Genomic DNA, 21,566 nt, shown 5'->3' with positions numbered 1-21,566 from the left:
CGCCATTTCAATAAAAAAATGCACGAGAATCATATGAATTATGCGAATTTTGCGAATCGTTTTGGTGACTGGCACCAAAAAAAATCCACTTCGCTTTCTGCGGATACACCGTTAGCGAAGTGGATTTTACTAAAAGAATTGTGTAGGTGACTGGCACTACAATACAGTTGCTTCTGGCTCGTAGGCAATCATTTCTTTAATGGTATTGCCTTCTCCCATAATGGCTACTGTCGGTTTATGGTCCTTGGCCTCTGCATTATCCACATAAACATAAGAAATAATAATTACAATATCTCCACGTTGTACGAGACGCGCTGCTGCCCCATTGACACAAATCACGCCTGATCCGCGCTCACCTGCAATAATATACGTTTCAAAGCGCGCACCATTGTTATTATTCACAATATGCACTTTTTCATTTGGTAACATTCCAACGGCATCTAAAATATCCTCATCAATTGTAATCGAGCCTACATAATTTAAATCCGCTTCCGTTACAGTAGCACGGTGGATTTTACTATTCATCATCATTCGTAACATGTTATTTTCCTTCTTTCACATTAAAAATACAATTATCAATTAAACGTGTTTGGCCGATGTAGACGGCGGCTGCCAAAAGAACTTGTTCCGTTTGGGCTGTTACAGGCAGGAGATCCGGATAAGCCAATAATTCTATATAGTCAATTTTGCCATGTGTGCGTGCTGCGATATGAGCTTTTGCCTTTGCAAGGGCTGCTGTTGCATCACCATTTGCTAAAAAGCTATGTTGAGCCAGTTGCAAAGCCTCATAAATCGCCGGTGCTTCTGTGCGGTCCACCTCGTTCAAATATACATTGCGAGAAGACTTCGCTAAGCCATCTTCCTCTCGGACAATTGGTACAACACGAATCTCTAAAGGAAAATGGTAATCTCGCACCATCGTAGAGATAAGTGCCACTTGTTGGGCATCCTTTTGTCCAAAGTAAGCACGTGTTGGCTGTGTTAAATGAAACAATATTGAGACCACCTGTAAAACACCATCAAAATGCCCTGGACGGCTTGCTCCGCATAGAAGCGTTGCCTGCTCACCCGCGCGGATACGAATACCACCATCATGCGGATATATCTCTTCCACACTTGGTGCAAAGATTATGTCTACACCGACAGATTGTGCTAAAGTAGTGTCCCTTGCCAAATCACGAGGGTAACTTTCAAAATCCTCATTTGGCCCAAATTGTGTTGGGTTAACAAAAATGCTCATCACAACAAGGTCATTTTCTGCACGAGCTTTTGATGCTAATGTTAAGTGACCTTCATGTAAAAAACCCATTGTTGGCACTAGTCCAATTGTTTTTTGTGCTCGTTTAGCTGCTTGAATTTCTAATGTCAGTGCTTTGATTGTAGTAATGACTTTCATTTACTTTACGCCCCCGTATAGCTGATCCAATGCTTCTTCTTTCATCGTAAAGGAGTGGTTTAATGTTGGAAATGTCCCTGTCTTCACAGCATTAACAAAACTTGCAATGCCGCTGCTGGCTTCACTTCCCATATCAGCAAATTGTGCTACAAATTTTGGCACATGGTGCGAACCATAACTCAGCATGTCATGGAAAACTAATACTTGTCCATCAGCCTCAATACCCGCCCCAATACCAATTGTCGGAATCGTAAGTGCTGCGGATACTAAATCCGTTAGTTGATGTGGAATACATTCTAAAACAACTGCACATGCGCCTGCTGCTTCACATTGTTTGGCATTTTCAATAAGTTGTGCTGCCTGTTCCGCGGTTTTCCCTTGCACCTTATAGCCTCCAAGCACGCCTGCTAATTGCGGTTGCAAACCTAAATGTGCAACGACTGGAATACCTGCTGATGTTAATTTACTAATCACTGGCACGACATCTCCTGCACCTTCAACCTTAAGGGCATCTGCACCCGTATCTTGCATCATAGATACCGCTGTTTTTAACGTGTCATTGACATCCCCGTGATAAGAACCAAATGGCATGTCCACGACAACAAACGTATTTTTTGCCCCACGACGGACAGCTTTTGCATGATGAACCATATCGGCTACTGTCACTGGCATTGTAGAAGAATAACCGAGTACAACCATTCCAAGTGAATCTCCCACTAAAATCATATCAACGCCGGCTTGCTCGGCAAATGTTGCGGAAGGATAATCGTAGGCTGTTAGCATCACGATTTTCTCCCCATTTGCTTTCATCTTTAAAAAATCTGATGTTGTCTTCAATGTGTAGTCCTCCTTTTTTAAGGAAAGAAAACAAAAAAGACCTTTCTATTCCTAAATTTGGACAGAAAGGTCATGAGTTCGTTCAGTACCGTTTTTTCCTCAGATGCATGATGAGGTTTTAACGTTAATTAGCAGATAAAAACTAGTCGCGACTTATCATTTGCGATTAGGTTCCCCACTCAATCAAGTTAAATTTTGAACGTATCGTTTTCTTCCGTCCCTGTCTATAAAAGATCAAGGCAGATATTTGTTGTAAATTGTAAAACGCTGTTGAAGGTGCCGTTCACAAGGATACTGCCCTTCAGCCATTACTATAACAGATTCACTAGCTAATCTTCAATTAGTTTTTTCTAGCAAATCACTACAAGGAGCATTTATTTGTAAAGATAATGGTAAAAAAAATTGACAAGTATATACTATACGTCATATACTATCCACATACTATACAACATATAATATAAAACCTTGTATAGGTAATAGAATGTGAGGTGGAAAGATGACATTTCAGCTTGGCTCCGCATTACTTGACGCTTGTGTACTTGCCATTGTCGATAAAGAGGATGCATACGGTTACTCGTTAACACAGCAAGTGCAATCTGTGATGGATATATCCGAATCAACGCTGTATCCGGTATTACGTCGTTTACAAAAAGCTAATTATCTAACAACGTATGACCAACCCTATCAAGGACGAAATAGACGGTATTATCAAATTACCGAGCAAGGGCGTAAACGATTGCTCGAGCTTTTACAGGAATGGCAAATGTATAAACAAAAAGTTGACTGTGTACTTTTAGGAGGGAAATTAGATGGATAGAGAAAGCTATTTAAAAAAGCTACGAGGGAAATTACGGCGTCTTCCAGCGCATGAACTAAATGCAGCGCTTGTCTACTATGAAGAGTATTTTGATGAAGCAGGCGTAGAAAATGAGCAACAAGTTATACAACAACTAGGCTCTCCTTCTGTTGTGGCCTCACAAATAATGGCTGATTTTGCCTTAAAGGATTTAGATGCGACACCCGCTTCTACAAAGAAAAATATGACGGCTATTTGGCTTATTATTCTTGCAATCTTGTCGGCACCACTATCTTTACCATTACTTGCCGTAGCGGTAGCACTTATTATATCGGTTGGAGCAGTTATTTTTAGTTTTGTTATTGCAATCGTTGCAATGGTATTAAGTATTTTTTTTGGCGGTATTGTAGCACTTATTTCAGGAGTGCTCGTATTAACCGAACACTGGCCAACCGCATTACTCTTTATAGGCATAGGATTAGTAGTAACAGGTTTAGGTGTCCTGCTTTTCCCAATCGTTGCCCGCCTACTAAAGAAAATTGGTATGGTTTGCGTGGAAGTATTAGCAAACTTGTTCCATAAAATGACGAAAAAGCACAAGGGGGGACTATAGATGACTTCACGACATAAGCTCATCGCTTTTAGTATGATTACTTTAGGGATTTTACTTGCCGTCGTTGGTTTTACCTCTGGTGGTAAATGGGTAATTGTAAAAGGGGATAACGGCTTCTCTGTACCAAGTAATAATGGGCTCGAAAAGAATTCCCATACACTCGAAGCATTTTCAGATATTCATGTAATAAACAACTATGGAGATGTTGAAATACTTCAGGGCGATAGCTACACATTAGAAACAAATGTTGTTAAAAACACAGATGTATCTTACAGCATGGATAATGGTACATTAACAGTTGAAACAAAAAGTAAAGGAAAAAATGGCGTCACATTTGGCATTGGAACGTTTAAAACACCTTCTATCATCATTACTGTGCCAAAAGATGCAAAGTTAAATTCGGTTATAGTAGACAGTGATTTTGGCGATACGATGCTTCAAGGACTACACTACCAACAGCTAAGTATCAAAGGGGATTATGGGGATATCCTACTCCAAAATATTACTAGTGACAAAACGGAGATTACACAGGCTTTCGGGGATTTGACACTCGAACAATTCATCAGTAATGGCTTTGTTGTTGAAAGCGAGCATGGAGAAATTGATATAGAAGGAACACTTAACGGTCAATCACAAATCACTTCTAACTTTGGGGATACAACGTTAGACTTGCAAAATAAAAAAAGTGAACTAGGCTTTGAGTTAAAAACAAGCTTTGGGGAGATTACAGTGAATGATCGTGAGCACAATAGCAAGGCTTCACAACCTCTTGAAGGACATAATCAGCTAAATGCGTCTCTGTCACATGGGGATTTAGAATTATCCTTAAACTAAACGTCACATAGCCTCAGCGCTCATCATGAAACGTTATCTTACTTAAAAAACAAGAGAATGGGACAAAACTAAAAAAATTTAAGGAACAGAGGAAAGCTGTTCATAAATTTTTGCTTTATGTGGACCTTAGCTATTCTTGCTTTTGCAATTAAAAAAATTAGAAGTGTTCACTAGTTGTTGGCAGCGGAGGTGGTGACTCCAGCTCAGAACAGCACATAATGTAAGACGCGGGCAACAACCGCATAGCAAAAAAGTGTTAGATTGATTGGGTTCAATCTAACACTTTTTCTCTTATGTCCCATCCTCTTTCATTTTTTATAAAATTTTAATATCACCTGAATAAATCGTTCGTATTGTCCCATCGTTTTGCGTTAGCTGAAGCACGCCATCATCTGTAATACCGCTAGCAATTCCTTCAAAGCGTTCTCTTAAAGTTGTCACTTCGATGCGTTGACCAATCGTGCACGACATCTGCTCCCAAAGCGCTTTAATACTAGAGAAGCCCTCTTTCACGTACAGTGCAGTAAACTGCTCCAAATATTGCAAAATTGTTGCGACAAGTGCAGCACGGTTAATTTCCTCCCCTGCCGCAATACGTAACGATGTCGCAATATCTGCGATGTCTGGTGAGAAATCGTTTTCTAGCTGGTTGGCATTGATGCCGATTCCTACAAGTAATGCTTGTACAAGATCTGCCTCTGCCTGCATCTCTGTTAAAATACCTGTGCATTTCTTACCGTTTATCAGTAAATCATTTGGCCATTTAATAGCAGGCTCTACATGTTTATACAATGTTTTAATCGCCATTGTAACCGCAACCGCTACGACAAGTGTGAACGAAGATGCTTGCTGTGGTGAGACATCTGGTCGTAAAATAATGGTCATCCAAATACCCGTACCATTTGCTGATTCCCATGGTCTTGCCATACGTCCACGCCCTGCTGTTTGTTCTTCACTAATCACAATTGTGCCATCTGGAGCACCTTCCTGTGCAAGTTTATGGGCAATGGTTTGTGTGGAATCGACTACATCAAAATAGTGAATTTCTCGCCCAAAACGCTCTGTATTTAAAAATAATTCTATTTGTGTAGGACTTAAGCTATTCGGTACACCAGTCAACATATAACCTTTTTTCTTAACGGTTTCAAAAGTATAGCCTTCCTCTTGCAACGTCTGCATATGCTTCCAAATAGCCGTACGTGAAACCCCTAGTGAATCTGCCAACTCCTGTCCTGAAACCGCCTCACCGCTAGATGCTAATAATCTTTTTAAAATTTCATCCTTCATGGACATACTCATATTCAAACCAATCCTTTAGTATTTTTCTTCATTGCAAACCTTAACCCATAACCTATCTCATTAGCACGAAATGCGAATAAGATTTACCATTCATGCTTTAAAATACTGAATAAAAGAGAATCTCGCCAGCCGTCTTTTAGTAGCAAATCTTGCCGTATTCTACCTTCGTAAGTCATACCGATTTTTTCTAACACTTTTGCCGAGCCTAGATTTCTTGGGTCACAAGTAGCAAAAATACGGTGTAAATTGAATGCACTAAATCCAAATTCAATCAGAAGCTTTGCTACTTCAGTAGCGTATCCCTTTGCCCAATCATCTGGATGAATAATATAACCAATCTCACCTTGTCTATTGGTAAAATCCCGAATATTCATTTCTCCAGCACCGATGACTCGATTCTTTTCCATAACAGCAAAAACGAAGCGACTTCTCGGAACGTTAGCCGCCTCCAAAACTACTTGTGTTACAAAATCTTGTGACTCTTTCTCGGAATTCGGACCCCATGGTTGATATTGGCAAACAATTGGTTGCGATGCATATGCATGCACAGCGCTCCAATCTTGTTGTTCCATTTCTCTCAGTATCACTCTCTCACCTTTTAAATGGTTCATGTCAATCATCACCCAAACACCCCTTGATTGAAATTTACTTCACGATTTATGTATAAAGTGTGTGCTATGTCCCAAAAAAGATAAAGCAAGTGACCCTTTTAATGACGTATTTTCATGGTCACTTGTTGTCACTTGCTTAATTTACTTTATATCAACAATGATTCATCCTTTATGGACATACGCACGCTCAAACCAATCCTTTATGTGGTTTCGCTCATTTATTAGCTCCCCGTTAACAACAGCCGTTAGAATCCTTTGCAACGCTTCTTTTAACCATGGACCACGTTTTTGTTCAGACCATTGTAGTAAATCCATTCCATTGACTACAAGCTCTTGGCGATTTCTTATTGGTAATCTTGCCTGCACTTCACGTATACTGTGCTGCGAAATGGTAACTTGCTCTTTCAATTGTGCAAAGTAGTGTGCTGTTTCAAGCTCCTCAAGCGAATACGTAAAATAGTCCATGCTCGTCCAGCCATTCTGTAAGGCATGGAACGCACTTAAAACAGCCTTCACAAATGCCATTTCCTTATTCGATAAACGATAAGCACGCAACACTTCCTGCCAATTTTCTTTTTGTCCAAGAGCAAAATACGCCCAACCGCAAGTTGCATTTTCTACAGCAAAACCACGCCAATGGTCTACTTGGAAATCCCCTTGTAAATAAGACACAAGTCCACTTTCTTCAAGCTTTTTAATGCCATTATATACATCTTTTCCTAGCCATAGCTTATCAAGTTCAGCCTTCATGCGCTCTTTGGCAACCCATGCAATATCGGGGGCCTTTTGCTGCATTGCCTGAAGGGTAGCCACTTCAATCGAAAAGCCAAGCTGTGCTGAAAATCGCACAGCTCTTAACATTCGTAAGGCATCCTCGGCAAAGCGCACCTTCGCCTCCCCTACAGCTCGAATCACGCTAGCCTCAATATCACGTTGTCCACCGTAAAAATCAACAAATGACCCATCTCTACGCATGGCTATAGCATTCATCGTAAAATCACGGCGCTGTAAATCTTCTTTCAAGGAACGTACAAAATGAACTTCCTCAGGTCTTCGATGATCTGTATACTCTCCATCTGTGCGATAAGTTGTTACTTCAACAGGCCCTTCTGGCACAATGACAAGTACAGTTCCATGTTGAATACCGATATCAACGGTACGATTAAAAACAGTTTTAACTTCTTGTGGCAATGCATTTGTCGCTACGTCAACATCATGTGCAGGACGATTTAAAATTGCATCTCGCACAGCGCCACCTACGACAACTGCTTCAAAGCCAGCCTCCTCCAATTGCTCAATAACTGTGAAGGCTGCTTGCCATTCTTTAGTGTTTTGCATGGTTTATTTCCGCTACCTTTTCATACAGTTGTTCATACTGCTCGACAATTTTAGATGAATGGAATTTTTCATTGACTGCGCGCATTGCTGCTTCACGGAAACGAAGTAATTTATCTTCATCATTTAATAATTCTACAGCATACTCAGCTACTGCATCTGTATCGCCTAATTCTACTAAGTAGCCATCGACACCATGATCAATGACTTCTGGTATTCCACCAACGTTCGAACCGATACATGGCACACCACAAGCCATTGCTTCTAGCAGTACAAGGCCAAAAGATTCCTGTTGAGACAGTAATAGCTTTAAATCACTAATAGCGTATAATTCAGCTAAATTTTCTTGCTTGCCTAAAAATAAAACATCCTTCACATATGGACTTTCCTTTACTTGGTCCATCACACGATGCTTTTCAGGTCCATCTCCTACTAACAATAGTTTCGCTTTCATATTAGCGCGGATTTTCATAAAGGCATCGACAATATGAGGAAGGTTTTTAATTTTACGGAAATTTGACACATGAATGATAACTTTTTCATCAGCTTGAATACCAAACTGTTCTTTTAAGTTACCAGCGTCAAGTGGACGATATTCACGCTCATCTACAAAGTTATAAATTGTTTCAATTGGTTTTACTGTATCAATTAGTTTGTAAGTTTGTTCTTTGAGTGACTGTGATACTGCTGTGACAATATCAGATTTATCAATGCCGTATTTAATAGCTTGTGAAAGCGTTGAATCCTGTCCAAGTACGGAAATATCTGTGCCGTGTAGCGTTGTCACAATACCTATATTTTGCCCACTCATTTCTCGGGCTAGCACCGCACATACAGCATGTGGGATAGCATAATGTACATGGAGTACATCTAGCCCTTCATCTTTAATCACGTCCGCCATTTTACTCGCTAATGCAATATCATACGGCGAATACTGAAATACTGAATAATTGTTTACTTCTACTTCATGGAAAAAGACGGTCGGATAAATTTTATTCAATCGAAATGGTACGCTGGAGGTGATGAAATGTATTTCGTGTCCTCTCTCTGCAAGCATTTTTCCTAATTCTGTTGCAATCACACCAGAGCCTCCAACAGTTGGATAACAGGTAATGCCGATTTTTAGCTTTCTCATTCGATGATCATCCTTTCTAAAATCACGTCTTTTAGTCTCGTCTTTCTTGAATCAGTCTCCAATCCACAAAGCCTTCTTGTAGGCCTTTTAGTAATATTTCTGCAGTTCCCATATTTGTTGCCAGTGGCACTTGGTAAACATCACAAAGACGGATAAGTGCAGAAACATCTGGCTCATGTGGTTGTGCTGTTAATGGATCACGGAAGAAAATCACCATGTCCATATCATTGTTGGCAATCATAGCGCCAATTTGTTGGTCTCCTCCAAGAGGACCTGAGCGAAAACGTGTAATTTCTAAGCTCGTAGCTTCCATCACACGTTGCCCTGTTGTACCTGTAGCATAAAGCGTATGCTCATTTAAAATATCGCGGTAAGCAATAGCAAACTGTACTAGATTATCTTTTTTGCGATCATGTGCAATCAATGCAATTTTCATAAGTATTCCATCCGTTCTTTAGATGATGTTTTCTAAACCATAAACGAGCTGATCCATTTTCATAACTTCTTCTACACAAAAAGCAACGCCAGACATAAAGGAATTACGATTTAATGAGTCATGACGGATTGTTAACAGTTGGCCGTCTCCTCCAAATAATACTTGCTGGTGTGCCACTAAACCAGGTAAGCGAACAGAATGAATGCGCATGCCATCAAAATCTGCTCCTCTTGCTCCTTCAATCGTTTCTTTCTCCTCTTGATGACCTTGCATTTTTTGTGCACGCACCTCTTGGATCATTTGTGCTGTTTTAACCCCTGTACCAGATGGTGCATCTAACTTCTGGTCATGGTGCATCTCAATGATTTCTACATCAGGTAAATATTTTGCTGCTTCTTTAGCAAATTTCATCATCAGAATCGCGCCAATCGCAAAGTTTGGTGCAATAATACAACCTAACTCCTTCTCATTCGCAAGTGCTGATAATTCTTCTAGTTGTGCATCTGTAAAACCTGTTGTACCAATCACTGGTCGTACATTTAAATTTAATGCTTCTTGTGTATGATGATATACTGCATGTGGATTCGTTAAATCGACTAAAACATCAGGGGCCGTTGCCTCTACTAGTTCATGCATATCTGTAAATATTGGTGCTGTATAGCTTGCTGGGAACATTTCTAAATCAGCTAATGTATGACCAACCTCTTTATAATCTAGTACAGCTACTAACTCCATTTTGGCATGTTTCATGACTGTATGTACAGCTTCTGCTCCCATTTTTCCTCTTGGCCCTGCAATGGCTACACGAATCGACATTATTCCTCTTCCTTTCTTGTCCAGCGATCCTTATCTCTCGTCTCAAATTTATGTATGACACGCAACAGTGCCTCATCTAATTTTATACCTTGTGCATTTGCAAAGCATACTAAAACAAAGAAAAAGTCACCTAGTTCTTCTTCAATACTATTCGTTTCTTCTGTGCTCTTTTTCTTTTTTTGACCGTAAACGTCCTGCACTTCGCGCGACAGTTCTCCAAGCTCTTCCGTTAAACGTGCGAGTAGTTCAAAAGGTGGGAAATAACCTTCCTTAAATTGCCCAATGTAATCATCCACACGTTTTTGCAAGGCTTGCATCGTAATCTGTTCTGTCATCTAATATCACACTCCTAATTACCATCGTATAAAATTTACACCATTGTTGTCAAAAACAATAAAATGACAGATAATAGAATCCACTACTTCATAGCTAAGAACTACAGGAGGTCTTATGTTTAAACAGATTAAAATACGTAATATTATCGCAATAATGCTCGGAGCAGCCATTTTTAGCTTTGGTTTTGTACACTTTAATATGCAAAATCATTTAGGTGAAGGCGGTTTTAGCGGAATTACCCTTGTTCTCTATTTTACACTAGGTTGGGACCCCGCATTACTTAATTTACTGTTGAATATTCCAATGTTTTTATTAGGTTGGCGCTTACTAGGTAAAAAATCTTTTATTTACACATTAATTGGTACCATTTCAGTATCAATTTTCCTGAAAATTTTCCAGAAATACCAATTCACTATTCACTTAGAGGATGATTTATTTCTCGTGGCATTGTTTGCCGGTATCTTCGTTGGACTTGGACTAGGAATTGTGTTCCGCTTCGGAGGTACAACTGGTGGTGTGGATATATTAGCACGTCTCGGACATAAATATCTAGGCTGGAGTATGGGGAAAACCATGTTTATATTCGATGCCATTGTTATTTTATTATCTTGGCTAACATTTTTAGATGCACGTTCAATGATGTACACGCTTGTCGCTGTATTCGTAGGTGCTCGTGTTATTGATTTTGTACAGGATGGCGCCTATTCAGGGCGTGGCGCACTCATTATTTCAGAAAAATCTAGTGCGATAGCGGATATGATTACTTTGCGCATGGAACGAGGTGTCACGATTTTAGAAGGTCACGGTCACTTTACAAAACAAGCAAAAGAAGTAATTTACTGCGTTGTTGGACGCAATGAAGTTGTACGCTTAAAATCGATTATTCATGAGGTCGATCCGCATGCTTTTGTCTCTATTTCAGAAGTTCGGGATGTTGCGGGAGAAGGCTTTACGCTGGACGATCAAAAGCAACCTTTACATTAAGGTTCACATATTGCAGTAGCGCAGATGAAATAGATTCTAAAATACTAGCTATGTAAATAAATTAAAAAAACTTGTTATAGTGGTTAACCCACTATAACAAGTTTTTAGTCGTCACTACGCATATTTGTAAATATTAATATTAAACGTAATAATTCTAATACAGCTACTGCTGCTGCTGCCACATAAGTTAACGCAGCGGCACTTAACACTTTACGTGCAGGGCGTTCTTCTTCATTGGTAATAATACCAAGGGAATTCATTTGCACTAATGCACGCTTCGATGCATCGAATTCAACTGGTAGCGTAACTAATTGGAACACTACGCCTGCTGCTAATAGGACAATACCTAGTAATAACATGTTTGATAACCCAGAAAAAATACCAATCATAACGAATATCCAAGATGCGTTTGATGAAATATTTGCAACTGGTACAAGCTTACTACGTAAAGTAAGCATTGAATATGCCTCTTTATGCTGAATAGCATGACCTACTTCATGGGCAGCAACTGCTGCGCCAGCAACACTTGCTTCATAGAAATTGCTTTCTGATAATGCGACTGTTTTTGTCGCAGGATTGTAGTGATCAGATAACACACCTTGGGTTGGCACAACTCGCACATCGTACAAACCGTTCGCATCTAAGATCGCCCTAGCTACCTCAGCACCAGTTTGTCCCTTCATGGTACGTTCCTTTGCAAACTTTTTATACGTACCTTTTACCTTCATCTGTGCGTACAATGGCAGCAGCATAATAATCGCAAAATAAACAATATACATGCTTGTTGACAATTTTCTAACCCCTTTCTATCTCGATACTATAATTCTATAGAGATTTCCCTAATTGGGCAAATATTTGCGCCACCTAATTGAGAAAATGGCGATAAAAATACAAGCAATTGATAACCAAAATGTAAAATAGCCAATGATACTTGTATAGTCTGCTAAATCACGGTACATTGGCATTTGTCCAAATACATAGTCAATAACATCATTGTGCAAAGTCCATACCGCAGCAAAAGCAACATGCCAATATGAAAATACATATTTACCGATATAAAGAACACCTTGGACAGCCATCGCAAAATGTGAAGCAATCAGCATCCAACCTTGCCAGCCTATATAGCCCGTTTCAACTAGCGTCCAAAGATTCATCACATCTGCCCAAATACCATATTTAACCAATGTCACAAGCGCTAATACTTCCATCAATGGCCATCGTTTTCCTAAAATCCATGCCAGCAGCACAAAACAAAAAAATAAACTAGCAGTGGGACTATCTGGTACAAAAATATAAAAAATGGGCTTTGTTATCGCAAGTTGCCAACCATACCAGTAATAGCCGTAAATGGTTCCTAACAAGTTAATAAGCAGTAAAATGATTAAAAATGTTTTATGCGTAAGGAGATACCAAATGTTTGCAGGCGTTATTTGCATGATTAAAACTCCTTTACTATCCGTCTATTCTAAGATGTCTTTTTTCCTCGATTTTTATGTATGATGTGACGGCTGCGCTTCTTAGTCCACTATGTCATATCGTAGTTTCCTTTCAAAGCTGTGCCTTATTAAGTATATCGTAAACATCGATATAATTTTGATAAAAACTAGAAAAAAAGAGTCAGTTTCCTGACTCTTTTTGAAATTATTCAGCTTTTAAGCTTTCGATAAACTCAGCAAGCTTTTGAAGATCTTCATCAGATCCTGTCCATAGACCTGCTGGCATTTTACCGCTAGGCGTACCATTGTGTGCGATATCCTTAATTTCATCAGCTGTTAAGCCAGTGTTCATAAGTGTTGGCGCACCAGCACCACCTTCTAAGCCTTCACCGTGACATGTAATACATGCAGAGCCGGCATAGATTTGGTAACCTTCTGAGCCTTTATCGAACTCTACAGTTTCCACGATAGCACCTTGAATTTTTTGAGCTTCCCAGTCATGATTAACAACTGACTCCCAAGTTAAATAGAACATAGCAGCCAATGTTAATAACATAAACGCAGTTGGTAACGGACGTTTAGACGGACGGCGTTCTGGACTCTTATCTAAAAATGGCATTAATAATAGCGCTCCAAATGCTAGACCTGGAATGACAATTGCTCCGATAACATTATATGGACCAGAAGCAAATGAGTATTTTAAGAGTTGGTACATGAATAAGAAGTACCAGTCCGGTAATGGCGTGTATGCTCTTGTTGGATCAGCTGGCCCTTCAAGTGGAGATGGGTGAGCGACTGTTAACAGTAAATAACCGATTAAGAAAACAGCACCTACCATCCATTCTTTTAGTAAGAAGTTCGGCCAGAAAGCTTCAGTTTTACCTGGATATTCGGAATAATCCTTTGGAACGTTCGGCATTCTGTGATTCGCTTTGATACGAGAATCGCCGACAAATTTCATTCCTTTTCCGCGATGCATAGTGTCCCCTCCTTTAAAAAATCATCGAACCGTCAAGAAGTATTACAACGGCCCTGAAATTCCTTGACGACGAATCATGATAAAGTGTGCTGCAAGTAACCCAAACAATACTGCAGGCAAGAAGAATACATGAATCGCAAAGAATCGTGTTAACGTTTGAGCACCAAGAATAGTACTGTCACCCGCTAATAATACTTTAATCATCGAACCGATAAACGGTACAGATGCTGCAATTTCGATACCTACTTTAGTAGCGAATAATGCTTTCATATCCCATGGTAATAGGTATCCTGTAAAACCAAGACCCATCATTACTCCAAAAATACCTACACCAACCATCCAGTTTAACTCACGAGGTTTCTTATAAGACCCTGTGAAGAATACACGAAGCGTATGTAAGAACATCATTACAATTACTAATGAGGCTCCCCAGTGGTGCATACCGCGCACGATTTCACCAAATGCTACTTCGTTTTGTAAATAATAAACTGACTTCCAGGCATTCACGACGTCTGGTACATAGTACATTGTTAAGAACATACCAGAAAGAATTTGAATTACTGTGATGAAAAATGTTAATCCACCAAAGCAGTAAACGAATGCTGAAAAATGGTGTGCAGGGTTCACGTGCTCTGGCACTTCGTGGTCGGCAATATCACGCCAAATTGGTGTAATATCTAATCGTTCATCGACCCAATCATAAATTTTATTTAGCACTGAATTCGTACCCCCTTACAAATTAAACTAGAGTATTTGCTCTTGCTGGACCAATCATTAAATAACCATCTTTTTCTTGTACTTCAAATTCATCCAACGGACCTAGAGGTGGTGTACCTGCAATGTTTGCCCCGTTTTTCTCGTAACGCCCTGCATGACAAGGACAGAAGAATTGATCTGGGTGTGCTTTATCGCCACCCCAGTCCACCATACAACCTAAATGCTTACAAACTGGTGATAGAGCAATTATTTGGTCGCCACTTTTGTAAACCCAAGCTACGTTTGTAACGTTAGATTTGTACCATGCGTCAACTTGTTCAAAAGTAAAGTCAACTTTAATTGGCTGTTCAGTAATGTCGGCGACTTTATGTTCGGTTTTGATAAAATCCCCACCTTCATGCTTTTGTAAGACTGGGTCAATTGCAAAACGAACCATTGGCATCAACATACCTGCCGCCATAAATCCGCCAACACCAGTAAGTGTGTAGCTTAGAAATTGACGACGTGAAACTCGATTGTTACTCATCCTTTTCCCCCCTCTAACTTTAAAGGTCAGTCCAACGGACATACTTTTACAAATAGTAATACTAGGACATATCTATGATATATCAAGTCCATAGCTTGGTCAATATAGCATTCTGTGGAAACCTGGAGAATGTGAACATTTATTGAAACAAATTGCTAAATTTGTGACCATTTAGTCGAAAATACAGGGATTACTTGCCGTAACTGATCTTCGAGAATGGTGTTTTTCACGCCTTTATCCATGGATTCTAACGGAATAGCTGGCAACCAAATTATATTTACTACATCTCCAATATTTGTCCAAAAATGGTCACAAGTAATGAAGAACACATGCTTAAAACCAGCAGTATGTAATTGTGCTTCTAATTGCGCTGGCAATTCTTCGTTTTTCAAGGTCGTACTATATGAAAATGGTGGCATCACTAGTAAACGTCCTTTAAACTGTTGTTCAATAAAAGCCGTTAACGATAATAAGTAATCTGCTTCTGCGCCACTTTGCTTCAACTTTTCAGCAGCAAAATCGATCCCTACGAGTGGTACAATCGCTGTATCGATAAAATCCTTCTGCGCTAAAAAAGATGTTACATCGTTTGCATTAAAATACATCCAACAACCCTCCTTACGATTACAAAATAAAAATGCCCTTTTCCACTCTTTAAATAGGATAACCAATAAAAAGTGAAAACAATCATTCACTAGTCATGTTACCATATAGAGGTGGAGAAAGGGCATTCAATTTTTACCTATTCGGCTTGAGATTATTGTAAATTAGCAGTTTCCTTTAAAACTTGTAACAAATTAGACAATTCATAAAATCGTTCTTCATCGCCCTTATCTAGAGCTTCATCAATTTGCGCAAGTAATTTTTCTTCTTGGAATACGAGTAAACTATTGGAAAGTAACTCTTCAGCCAGTAAACGATCCTTTTCACTAACAATCAATGTTTCTGGCATATAAGGGTTTTCTTCAAGAACTGCTAAGTATTGTGCACTTGGCGGTATATTTGGAAAGTTCAATTGTATATACATATCTTCTTGCTCATGTAAACGTAAGTCATGGAAAGATTTCTCGGCATCGGCTGTCATCACATTGCCTTTATAAAAACGAAATGGTACACCTGTTGAGTCTACTGTAGACATCACCATTGCTCTAGGACAATAGTGTGCTTCTTCTACAAACCGTATTCGTTTTAACAACTCATCATTACTTAATAAGTAATTTAAAATCCATACACACTCACGACGTTTTAATTGGTAATTTTTCAAAAACCAGCGAACAAATGCTTTTTTATCGACAACTGATACAGAAGCAGTCATACCCACTCCCTCCTTTACTCTAATTCTAAGCCTTCTAACATCTCTTGCCATTGTGGTTCACCTGGCTGAAGCTTGATTAAATGACCGATTACCTCTTTAACCTCTGAACGCTTGCCTTCTTCTAATAAGAAATAAACATATTTCTCTAAAAATGCTGCGTCTTCCTTAAAATCAGTATATGCCAAACGGTAAAATTCGTATGCACGGTCGTACAATTCTAAATTTGCATATGCGTCGGCAGCGTAAGGGTATAAAGTGTTCCACTCAAAATCATTTTTTTGCAATGTCTCAAATAATTCAACAACATCTTCAAAACGTTCTTGCTGTGTCAGTATAGAGATAAGTGTTAATACTGCCTCCATATATTCAGGATCTAAGGCGATCGCTTCACGTAAATAACTTTCAGCTTCATTTGGCAATGCATTTTTTAATGCCATTTTACCTGCGAATAAGAATAATGATTTGTCGTACTCATCACGCTTTAAACCTTCTTTAATGGCAGCATATGCTTTTTTATTGTCTTCCGTCATAGCATAACTTTCCGCAAGTAATAAATAAGCAGAGAAATAATCAGGATCCAATTCCTTTAAGTCCTCTAATTGTTTAATCGCCATTTCATATTTTTGTGATTGGAATGCAGCGTATGCTGCGCCAAATAAAATATCTGGCTTCACTTCGTCCTCAAGTGCTGCTAAATAATAGTCTAAAGCTGTTTCATAGGCAGCGCCTGCACGATATACTTCAGCTAATCGTTCAACGAGACTGATACCTGCAAAGTCTTCCTGCTGTTCATGTAATTCTTCATAAAGGCGTGCGGCCTCTAGAAAACGTCCTGTCTCAAATAACAGCTCGGCTTTAGCAAATTGTAGTAGTGGCTCATCAGGTAAGATGGCTAGCGCTTCATTAATGCGCTTTTCTGCTACCTCAAATAACCCTTGCATTTGATAATAATCAGCTAGCACTAGTAATGCTTGCGGGTACTCTGGAGCGGTATCTTCGACTGCTAACAACATGTCTAACGCCTCGTCCTCATCACCAAGCTCCATTAAAACATTGGCACGATCAATTTTTAATTGTGCCTCTTCAGGGAATAAAAATTGCAAATGCTCCAGTACACGGTCCGCTTCTTTCATATACCCATATTGCATAAAAACTTCCGCCAGTGCGTAAATTTCCTCAGGTAACTCCTTCATTAAAAAAGATTCGAGTAGCTGGTCTATTAAAGCTAAATCCCCTTGCTCAAGTGCTTGCATCATTTCAGTCATCGCATTATTCACAGTCATTCACCTATTCTTTCTTGTATATCTTTATGCTACAAAATATTTTCTTTCGAAACAAGAAAAAACTCCCCAAAAGGATTGGGGAGTCCAGACTTTAGACAACCCAAAGAATGACGCATTTGTCTACTGTCTTGTTTGATTAAAAATACTTTTACATTATTACTGCCTGTATTAATTGACAACCTACTGTAAAATACTAGAATTACAGCCAACTGCTACATCAACTAAACTATCATGTAAGAAATTTAAACGATAGAGAATGGCAATAGATGAAAGCATACACTTGCAGACTATTTCTTCACAGCTTCAACATGCTCGAAAAACGATGGGTAGGATACAGCGATGCATTCCGCATCATCTAATGTCACTGCACCATTCGTAATTAAAGCTGCCACAGCGCCCATCATACCGATACGGTGGTCTCCGTATGTTTGTAGGCTAGCCCCTTGTAATGGCGTTGGCCCTTCAATCACCATGCCATCCTCAGTTGCTTCAATACGTGCACCAAGTTTTTGTAGTTCATCCACCACAGCCGTAATCCGATCTGTCTCTTTAACCTTAAGCTCCTCAGCGTCTTTAATAATGGTTGTACCATGTGCTTGTGTTGCTAAAAGTGCAAGAATCGGAATTTCATCGATTAGTCGTGGAATTATATCGCCTTCAATAATTGTCCCTTTTAATGTAGACGTTTCAATTGTAATAGTTGCTGTTGGCTCAAATTGATCGTCTTCATTTGGCACTACTGTCATCGACGCCCCCATATTTCGAAGCACTTCAATAACCCCATCACGCGTTGGGTTAATGCCCACATTTTCTAAAACAACTTTACTATCTTGGCAAATAGCACCCGCCACTAAGAAAAATGCTGCGGAAGAAATATCTCCTGGTACCGACACATGTGTTCCTAATAGTGTTTGTCCACCTTCAAATGAGATAACGCCTTCCTCCACAGTTAGTTGTGCCCCAAATTGACGTAACATGCGCTCTGTATGATCGCGAGAAATTTCCGTTTCGCGCACTACTGTTGTGCCTTGCGCACGTAAACCTGCTAGTAAAATAGCAGATTTCACTTGTGCACTCGCAACAGGCATTTGGTAGTCTATCGCTTGTAGCGTTGTACCCTGTATGGCAAGAGGTGTATATTGTCCATCTGCACGTCCCGTAATATGAGCACCCATTTGACGTAGTGGATCGATGACACGTCGCATCGGACGCTTCCCAATTGATGCATCCCCTGTCATTACAGAATGTACGTTAGAGCCTGCTAGAATGCCAAGCATTAAGCGAGTCGTTGTACCGGAGTTCCCTGTATAAAGCACTTCGCTAGGCTCTTGCCATGCTTCCATTCCTGCACTTTCAATTGTTACATTTGTACCGTCCACATCAATTTTGACGCCAAGCTTGCGGAAGCAATCAATTGTGCTTAAACAATCCTCTCCAAGTAGAAAGCCATCCACCGTTGTTTTCCCTGTTGCGATAGCGCCAAACATAACTGAACGATGTGACACTGATTTATCACCTGGGATTGTTAAGTGTCCTTGTAATGATGGTTTATGATATTGTAATACTTTTTCACTCATCGTTATCTCCCGCCTCCATATGAAGATAGAAAGCGCCGATATATCGACGCTTTCTTCATTATTAGTAATCCAACGTCTGTTCTTAACGTGAATGCACTTACCTATGAAATATATGTTTCAAATTTTGCACGCTGTTGAATACATGCAGCTGCACGCTCACGATCACTTTCACTTTGTAAACTAATGACAAGTATACCGAAGACATCTTCGCGAGATTCTACGATACGTAAATTAGTAATACTAATTTTTTCATCTGCAAGTAAACCTGTTACTTCAGAAATTACCCCTGGGTAGTCAGGAACATCGACATACAAATCAAACGACGTGAACATTGCCCCAGCACTAATTGGTAATTCATCACGAAGCTCCTTAGCAATTGCAAAATAGTTTTCAATATCAGCAGAGCTTCCATTTAGTAAAAGCTCCTTCACACGATTCATTTCGGATTGCCATCCCTCAAGCTGGGCTACTAATTCATCACGATTTTGTAGTGTAATATCACGCCATAATATCGGATTAGATGATGCAATACGCGTGACATCACGGAAGCCCCCTGCTGCCAGTGAGCGTGTCATCGGATACTCACCATTTTCTCCGCCTAATTGATGCACAAGAGATGCCGCAATAACATGCGGGAAATGGCTAACTACGGCTGTCATATGATCGTGCTCACGTGCAGATACACTAACAACTTTGGCATGAGTGAATTTCAATAGACTTTCAAGCTGGGCCATATTGATAATTTCTTCACCCGCTAGTGGTGTTAACATATAGTACGCATTTTCAAAAAGATGAGCCTTTGCAGCTAAAACACCACTTTTATGAGACCCTGCCATCGGGTGTCCACCGATAAAGGTAATACCTAATTCACGTAACTCCCCAGCTTTTTGCATAATCATTTTTTTCGTGCTACCTGTATCTGTTACAATCACTTTATTTTTTAACGGCCATGTTTTTAATTGTTCCATCCACTCAAGTGTAGCGTTAACAGGAGTCCCAAATATAATGATATCAACTTCTGCTGCAACATCTTGTGGATTTGTCACAATGTCATGAACAATATTTAATGTTTTAGCATGTTCACGTGTTGTTTCGTCCATATCATAGCCTATAATTTTTGTGTTAGGTGCTTTTTGTAAAGCAAGAGCAATCGAGCCCCCAATTAAGCCTAAACCAATTACAAGAACTTTGCGTGTCATGCAAAAACTCCTTGTTCTTGTAACACGGCTTCAAGATGCTGTAACAACGCCGCATTTTGCGCTTCAGTACCAATAGTTACACGAATAAAACCAGGGGCACCTAAAGCGTTCCCACTGCGAATAATAAACCCGCGCTTCATAAGTTCCTGAAAAACAACATCACTATTAGCTTTCGTATCAAATAAAATAAAGTTCGTATCAGATGGGTAGTATTTCAAATTATGCTTTTCACAAAAATCAACATATTGCTTTTTACCTAGTTCATTTGCTTTACAGCAATTTTTAATATAGTCTTGATCATTTAATGCAATCGCCGCAACTGCTTGGCTTAAAATCGTATTGTTAAACGGTGCACGCACTGGATCTAGTTTAGCAATGACTTCAGGTTGACCAATTGCGTAGCCTACTCGGAAGGAAGCAAGACCGTATGCTTTTGAGAATGTGCGCATTAATAGTACGTTTGGATACTCGTTAATTAATGGTAGTGTTTCTTTATGACCAGGGTGTGTCACATATTCGATATACGCTTCATCTAACACGACCAGTACATCGCTTGGTACTTTCGCTAAAAACGCTCGTAAATCCGTATCTGCAATGACAACACCTGTTGGATTGTTCGGGCTACATACCCACACAATTGAAGTATGCTCGTCAATTGCTGCCGCCATAGCATCCAAGTCATGTGCACCATCAATACAAGGAATTTTACGAACTTCTGCGCCTTCAATTTCAGCATTATGAGCATATTGTGAGAATGATGGATCTGCCATGATTGTATTCACACCTGGATACAACAGCGCACGAGTAAGAATCGCAATAATATCATCTGAGCCATTGCCAAAAAGAAGCTGTGTTTCCTTGACACCTACATGATTTGCTACAGTTGTACGTAAGTTTTGCGCATAGCCGTCTGGATATAATGCATGGTTTACTGCACTATTGTGTAAATATGCTGTTACCTTAGGGGAGCAACCAAATGGGTTTTCATTTGATGCTAACTTTACGACTTCTTGTAAGCCAAATTCACGTTGTACTTCTTCAATTGGTTTACCTGGTTTATATGCTTGCATCCCGTCCAATTGTTGTTTCCATTTCATCTCAAACAT

The 21,566-nt window shown here is 39.6% G+C and carries 25 protein-coding genes; 4 read left to right on the top strand and 21 right to left on the bottom strand.

What is annotated here, in order from left to right; all coding sequences use genetic code 11:
• Positions 1 to 156: 156 nt before the first annotated feature.
• Genes panD through panB form a run of 3 tightly spaced genes read right to left on the bottom strand, consistent with a single transcriptional unit; the run spans position 157 to position 2,233 of the window.
• Positions 157 to 540 carry an aspartate 1-decarboxylase gene (gene panD, locus T479_RS07385; protein WP_024364245.1) on the bottom strand — a complete coding sequence of 128 codons (384 nt, stop codon included), beginning with the start codon at positions 538 to 540 and terminating at the stop codon, positions 157 to 159.
• A 1-nt stretch (position 541) separates the two neighbouring features.
• Positions 542 to 1,396, bottom strand: a complete 855-nt coding sequence (panC, locus tag T479_RS07380) for a pantoate--beta-alanine ligase (RefSeq protein ID WP_025219088.1) — start codon at positions 1,394 to 1,396, stop codon at positions 542 to 544.
• Complete coding sequence (gene panB, locus T479_RS07375; protein WP_025219087.1) at positions 1,397 to 2,233, bottom strand: 3-methyl-2-oxobutanoate hydroxymethyltransferase; 837 nt, start codon at positions 2,231 to 2,233, stop codon at positions 1,397 to 1,399. It abuts the gene before it with no gap.
• A gap of 496 nt (positions 2,234 to 2,729) precedes the next feature.
• Here panB and T479_RS07370 point away from each other — a divergent pair, with 496 nt between their 5' ends.
• Genes T479_RS07370 through T479_RS07360 form a run of 3 tightly spaced genes read left to right on the top strand, consistent with a single transcriptional unit; the run spans position 2,730 to position 4,476 of the window.
• A complete protein-coding gene (locus T479_RS07370) occupies positions 2,730 to 3,050 on the top strand; it encodes a PadR family transcriptional regulator (protein WP_024364248.1) in 321 nt (106 codons plus the stop codon).
• On the top strand, positions 3,043 to 3,642 hold the full coding sequence (locus T479_RS07365) for a DUF1700 domain-containing protein (RefSeq protein ID WP_025219086.1): 600 nt from the start codon (positions 3,043 to 3,045) through the stop codon (positions 3,640 to 3,642). The genes T479_RS07370 and T479_RS07365 overlap by 8 nt, the downstream gene beginning before the upstream one ends.
• Positions 3,643 to 4,476: a DUF4097 family beta strand repeat-containing protein gene (locus tag T479_RS07360; protein ID WP_025219085.1), complete on the top strand. Its 834-nt coding sequence runs from the start codon at positions 3,643 to 3,645 to the stop codon at positions 4,474 to 4,476.
• Between the two features lie 315 nt (positions 4,477 to 4,791).
• On the opposite strand, the gene T479_RS07355 is transcribed toward T479_RS07360, so the two are convergent.
• The 7 genes from T479_RS07355 to T479_RS07325 form a co-directional block, all read right to left on the bottom strand.
• Positions 4,792 to 5,775: a biotin--[acetyl-CoA-carboxylase] ligase gene (locus T479_RS07355; RefSeq protein WP_024364251.1), complete on the bottom strand. Its 984-nt coding sequence runs from the start codon at positions 5,773 to 5,775 to the stop codon at positions 4,792 to 4,794.
• Positions 5,776 to 5,858: 83 nt separating this feature from the next.
• Positions 5,859 to 6,395, bottom strand: a complete 537-nt coding sequence (locus T479_RS07350) for a GNAT family N-acetyltransferase (protein ID WP_029747403.1) — start codon at positions 6,393 to 6,395, stop codon at positions 5,859 to 5,861.
• Between the two features lie 153 nt (positions 6,396 to 6,548).
• A complete protein-coding gene (locus T479_RS07345) occupies positions 6,549 to 7,724 on the bottom strand; it encodes a CCA tRNA nucleotidyltransferase (RefSeq protein WP_025219084.1) in 1,176 nt (391 codons plus the stop codon).
• Positions 7,711 to 8,856 (bottom strand): N-acetyl-alpha-D-glucosaminyl L-malate synthase BshA, encoded by a 1,146-nt coding sequence (gene bshA / locus T479_RS07340; protein WP_024364254.1) that lies wholly within the window; start codon positions 8,854 to 8,856, stop codon positions 7,711 to 7,713. The genes T479_RS07345 and bshA overlap by 14 nt, the downstream gene beginning before the upstream one ends.
• 31 nt (positions 8,857 to 8,887) lie before the next feature.
• Complete coding sequence (gene mgsA / locus T479_RS07335; protein ID WP_024364255.1) at positions 8,888 to 9,292, bottom strand: methylglyoxal synthase; 405 nt, start codon at positions 9,290 to 9,292, stop codon at positions 8,888 to 8,890.
• 18 nt (positions 9,293 to 9,310) lie between these two features.
• The gene (dapB, locus tag T479_RS07330; protein ID WP_025219083.1) at positions 9,311 to 10,108 is read right to left on the bottom strand and encodes a 4-hydroxy-tetrahydrodipicolinate reductase; all 798 of its coding nucleotides are present in this window, start codon (positions 10,106 to 10,108) and stop codon (positions 9,311 to 9,313) included.
• Positions 10,108 to 10,443, bottom strand: coding sequence for a nucleotide pyrophosphohydrolase (locus T479_RS07325; protein WP_024364257.1), 336 nt, complete (start codon positions 10,441 to 10,443; stop codon positions 10,108 to 10,110). The genes dapB and T479_RS07325 overlap by 1 nt, the downstream gene beginning before the upstream one ends.
• A 115-nt stretch (positions 10,444 to 10,558) precedes the next feature.
• Here T479_RS07325 and T479_RS07320 point away from each other — a divergent pair, with 115 nt between their 5' ends.
• Positions 10,559 to 11,428: a YitT family protein gene (locus T479_RS07320; RefSeq protein ID WP_025219082.1), complete on the top strand. Its 870-nt coding sequence runs from the start codon at positions 10,559 to 10,561 to the stop codon at positions 11,426 to 11,428.
• A gap of 104 nt (positions 11,429 to 11,532) precedes the next feature.
• On the opposite strand, the gene T479_RS07315 is transcribed toward T479_RS07320, so the two are convergent.
• The 11 genes from T479_RS07315 to hisC all read right to left on the bottom strand — a co-directional run bounded on the left by T479_RS07315 (position 11,533) and on the right by hisC (position 21,557).
• Complete coding sequence (locus T479_RS07315) at positions 11,533 to 12,207, bottom strand: zinc metallopeptidase (RefSeq protein ID WP_024364259.1); 675 nt, start codon at positions 12,205 to 12,207, stop codon at positions 11,533 to 11,535.
• A gap of 60 nt (positions 12,208 to 12,267) precedes the next feature.
• Entirely contained in the window at positions 12,268 to 12,864 is a 597-nt protein-coding gene (locus T479_RS07310) for a lipoprotein heptaprenylglyceryl N-acetyltransferase LhaT (RefSeq protein ID WP_025219081.1), read from the bottom strand.
• A gap of 205 nt (positions 12,865 to 13,069) precedes the next feature.
• Entirely contained in the window at positions 13,070 to 13,843 is a 774-nt protein-coding gene (locus T479_RS07305; protein ID WP_025219080.1) for a menaquinol-cytochrome c reductase cytochrome b/c subunit, read from the bottom strand.
• Between the two features lie 42 nt (positions 13,844 to 13,885).
• Positions 13,886 to 14,560 carry a menaquinol-cytochrome c reductase cytochrome b subunit gene (qcrB, locus tag T479_RS07300; protein WP_024364262.1) on the bottom strand — a complete coding sequence of 225 codons (675 nt, stop codon included), beginning with the start codon at positions 14,558 to 14,560 and terminating at the stop codon, positions 13,886 to 13,888.
• 22 nt (positions 14,561 to 14,582) lie between these two features.
• Entirely contained in the window at positions 14,583 to 15,086 is a 504-nt protein-coding gene (locus T479_RS07295) for a QcrA and Rieske domain-containing protein (RefSeq protein ID WP_024364263.1), read from the bottom strand.
• Positions 15,087 to 15,241: 155 nt separating this feature from the next.
• Positions 15,242 to 15,691 (bottom strand): DUF2487 family protein, encoded by a 450-nt coding sequence (locus tag T479_RS07290; RefSeq protein WP_024364264.1) that lies wholly within the window; start codon positions 15,689 to 15,691, stop codon positions 15,242 to 15,244.
• Between the two features lie 152 nt (positions 15,692 to 15,843).
• Positions 15,844 to 16,401 (bottom strand): ReoY family proteolytic degradation factor, encoded by a 558-nt coding sequence (locus T479_RS07285; protein WP_024364265.1) that lies wholly within the window; start codon positions 16,399 to 16,401, stop codon positions 15,844 to 15,846.
• A 14-nt stretch (positions 16,402 to 16,415) separates the two neighbouring features.
• Positions 16,416 to 17,684 carry a tetratricopeptide repeat protein gene (locus T479_RS07280; RefSeq protein ID WP_029747404.1) on the bottom strand — a complete coding sequence of 423 codons (1,269 nt, stop codon included), beginning with the start codon at positions 17,682 to 17,684 and terminating at the stop codon, positions 16,416 to 16,418.
• 287 nt (positions 17,685 to 17,971) lie between these two features.
• The gene (gene aroA, locus T479_RS07275) at positions 17,972 to 19,261 is read right to left on the bottom strand and encodes a 3-phosphoshikimate 1-carboxyvinyltransferase (protein WP_025219079.1); all 1,290 of its coding nucleotides are present in this window, start codon (positions 19,259 to 19,261) and stop codon (positions 17,972 to 17,974) included.
• Positions 19,262 to 19,362: 101 nt separating this feature from the next.
• A complete protein-coding gene (locus T479_RS07270; protein WP_025219078.1) occupies positions 19,363 to 20,460 on the bottom strand; it encodes a prephenate dehydrogenase in 1,098 nt (365 codons plus the stop codon).
• Positions 20,457 to 21,557 (bottom strand): histidinol-phosphate transaminase, encoded by a 1,101-nt coding sequence (hisC, locus tag T479_RS07265; protein WP_024364269.1) that lies wholly within the window; start codon positions 21,555 to 21,557, stop codon positions 20,457 to 20,459. Before hisC ends, T479_RS07270 begins: the two co-directional genes overlap by 4 nt.
• Positions 21,558 to 21,566: the final 9 nt, after the last annotated feature.

The sequence above is a fragment of the Lysinibacillus sphaericus genome (assembly GCF_000600105.1).
Classification (GTDB): domain Bacteria; phylum Bacillota; class Bacilli; order Bacillales_A; family Planococcaceae; genus Lysinibacillus; species Lysinibacillus sphaericus.
Note: the sequence above shows the minus strand (reverse complement) of the source record. Positions and strands in the feature narration are given on the sequence as shown.

Coding starts and splice junctions, on each gene's coding strand:
- panC (WP_025219088.1), bottom strand. CDS start 1,396: ATGAAAGTCATTACTACAATCAAAGCACTGACATTAGAAATTCAAGCA.
- aroA (WP_025219079.1), bottom strand. CDS start 19,261: ATGAGTGAAAAAGTATTACAATATCATAAACCATCATTACAAGGACAC.
- T479_RS07365 (WP_025219086.1), top strand. CDS start 3,043: ATGGATAGAGAAAGCTATTTAAAAAAGCTACGAGGGAAATTACGGCGT.
- T479_RS07280 (WP_029747404.1), bottom strand. CDS start 17,684: ATGACTGTGAATAATGCGATGACTGAAATGATGCAAGCACTTGAGCAA.
- T479_RS07325 (WP_024364257.1), bottom strand. CDS start 10,443: ATGACAGAACAGATTACGATGCAAGCCTTGCAAAAACGTGTGGATGAT.
- T479_RS07350 (WP_029747403.1), bottom strand. CDS start 6,395: ATGATTGACATGAACCATTTAAAAGGTGAGAGAGTGATACTGAGAGAA.
- T479_RS07360 (WP_025219085.1), top strand. CDS start 3,643: ATGACTTCACGACATAAGCTCATCGCTTTTAGTATGATTACTTTAGGG.
- T479_RS07345 (WP_025219084.1), bottom strand. CDS start 7,724: ATGCAAAACACTAAAGAATGGCAAGCAGCCTTCACAGTTATTGAGCAA.
- T479_RS07305 (WP_025219080.1), bottom strand. CDS start 13,843: ATGCATCGCGGAAAAGGAATGAAATTTGTCGGCGATTCTCGTATCAAA.
- mgsA (WP_024364255.1), bottom strand. CDS start 9,292: ATGAAAATTGCATTGATTGCACATGATCGCAAAAAAGATAATCTAGTA.
- hisC (WP_024364269.1), bottom strand. CDS start 21,557: ATGAAATGGAAACAACAATTGGACGGGATGCAAGCATATAAACCAGGT.
- T479_RS07295 (WP_024364263.1), bottom strand. CDS start 15,086: ATGAGTAACAATCGAGTTTCACGTCGTCAATTTCTAAGCTACACACTT.
- T479_RS07315 (WP_024364259.1), bottom strand. CDS start 12,207: ATGTATATTGTTTATTTTGCGATTATTATGCTGCTGCCATTGTACGCA.
- panD (WP_024364245.1), bottom strand. CDS start 540: ATGTTACGAATGATGATGAATAGTAAAATCCACCGTGCTACTGTAACG.
- dapB (WP_025219083.1), bottom strand. CDS start 10,108: ATGTCGATTCGTGTAGCCATTGCAGGGCCAAGAGGAAAAATGGGAGCA.
- T479_RS07285 (WP_024364265.1), bottom strand. CDS start 16,401: ATGACTGCTTCTGTATCAGTTGTCGATAAAAAAGCATTTGTTCGCTGG.
- bshA (WP_024364254.1), bottom strand. CDS start 8,856: ATGAGAAAGCTAAAAATCGGCATTACCTGTTATCCAACTGTTGGAGGC.
- T479_RS07320 (WP_025219082.1), top strand. CDS start 10,559: ATGTTTAAACAGATTAAAATACGTAATATTATCGCAATAATGCTCGGA.
- T479_RS07270 (WP_025219078.1), bottom strand. CDS start 20,460: ATGACACGCAAAGTTCTTGTAATTGGTTTAGGCTTAATTGGGGGCTCG.
- T479_RS07355 (WP_024364251.1), bottom strand. CDS start 5,775: ATGAGTATGTCCATGAAGGATGAAATTTTAAAAAGATTATTAGCATCT.
- T479_RS07290 (WP_024364264.1), bottom strand. CDS start 15,691: ATGTATTTTAATGCAAACGATGTAACATCTTTTTTAGCGCAGAAGGAT.
- T479_RS07310 (WP_025219081.1), bottom strand. CDS start 12,864: ATGCAAATAACGCCTGCAAACATTTGGTATCTCCTTACGCATAAAACA.
- T479_RS07370 (WP_024364248.1), top strand. CDS start 2,730: ATGACATTTCAGCTTGGCTCCGCATTACTTGACGCTTGTGTACTTGCC.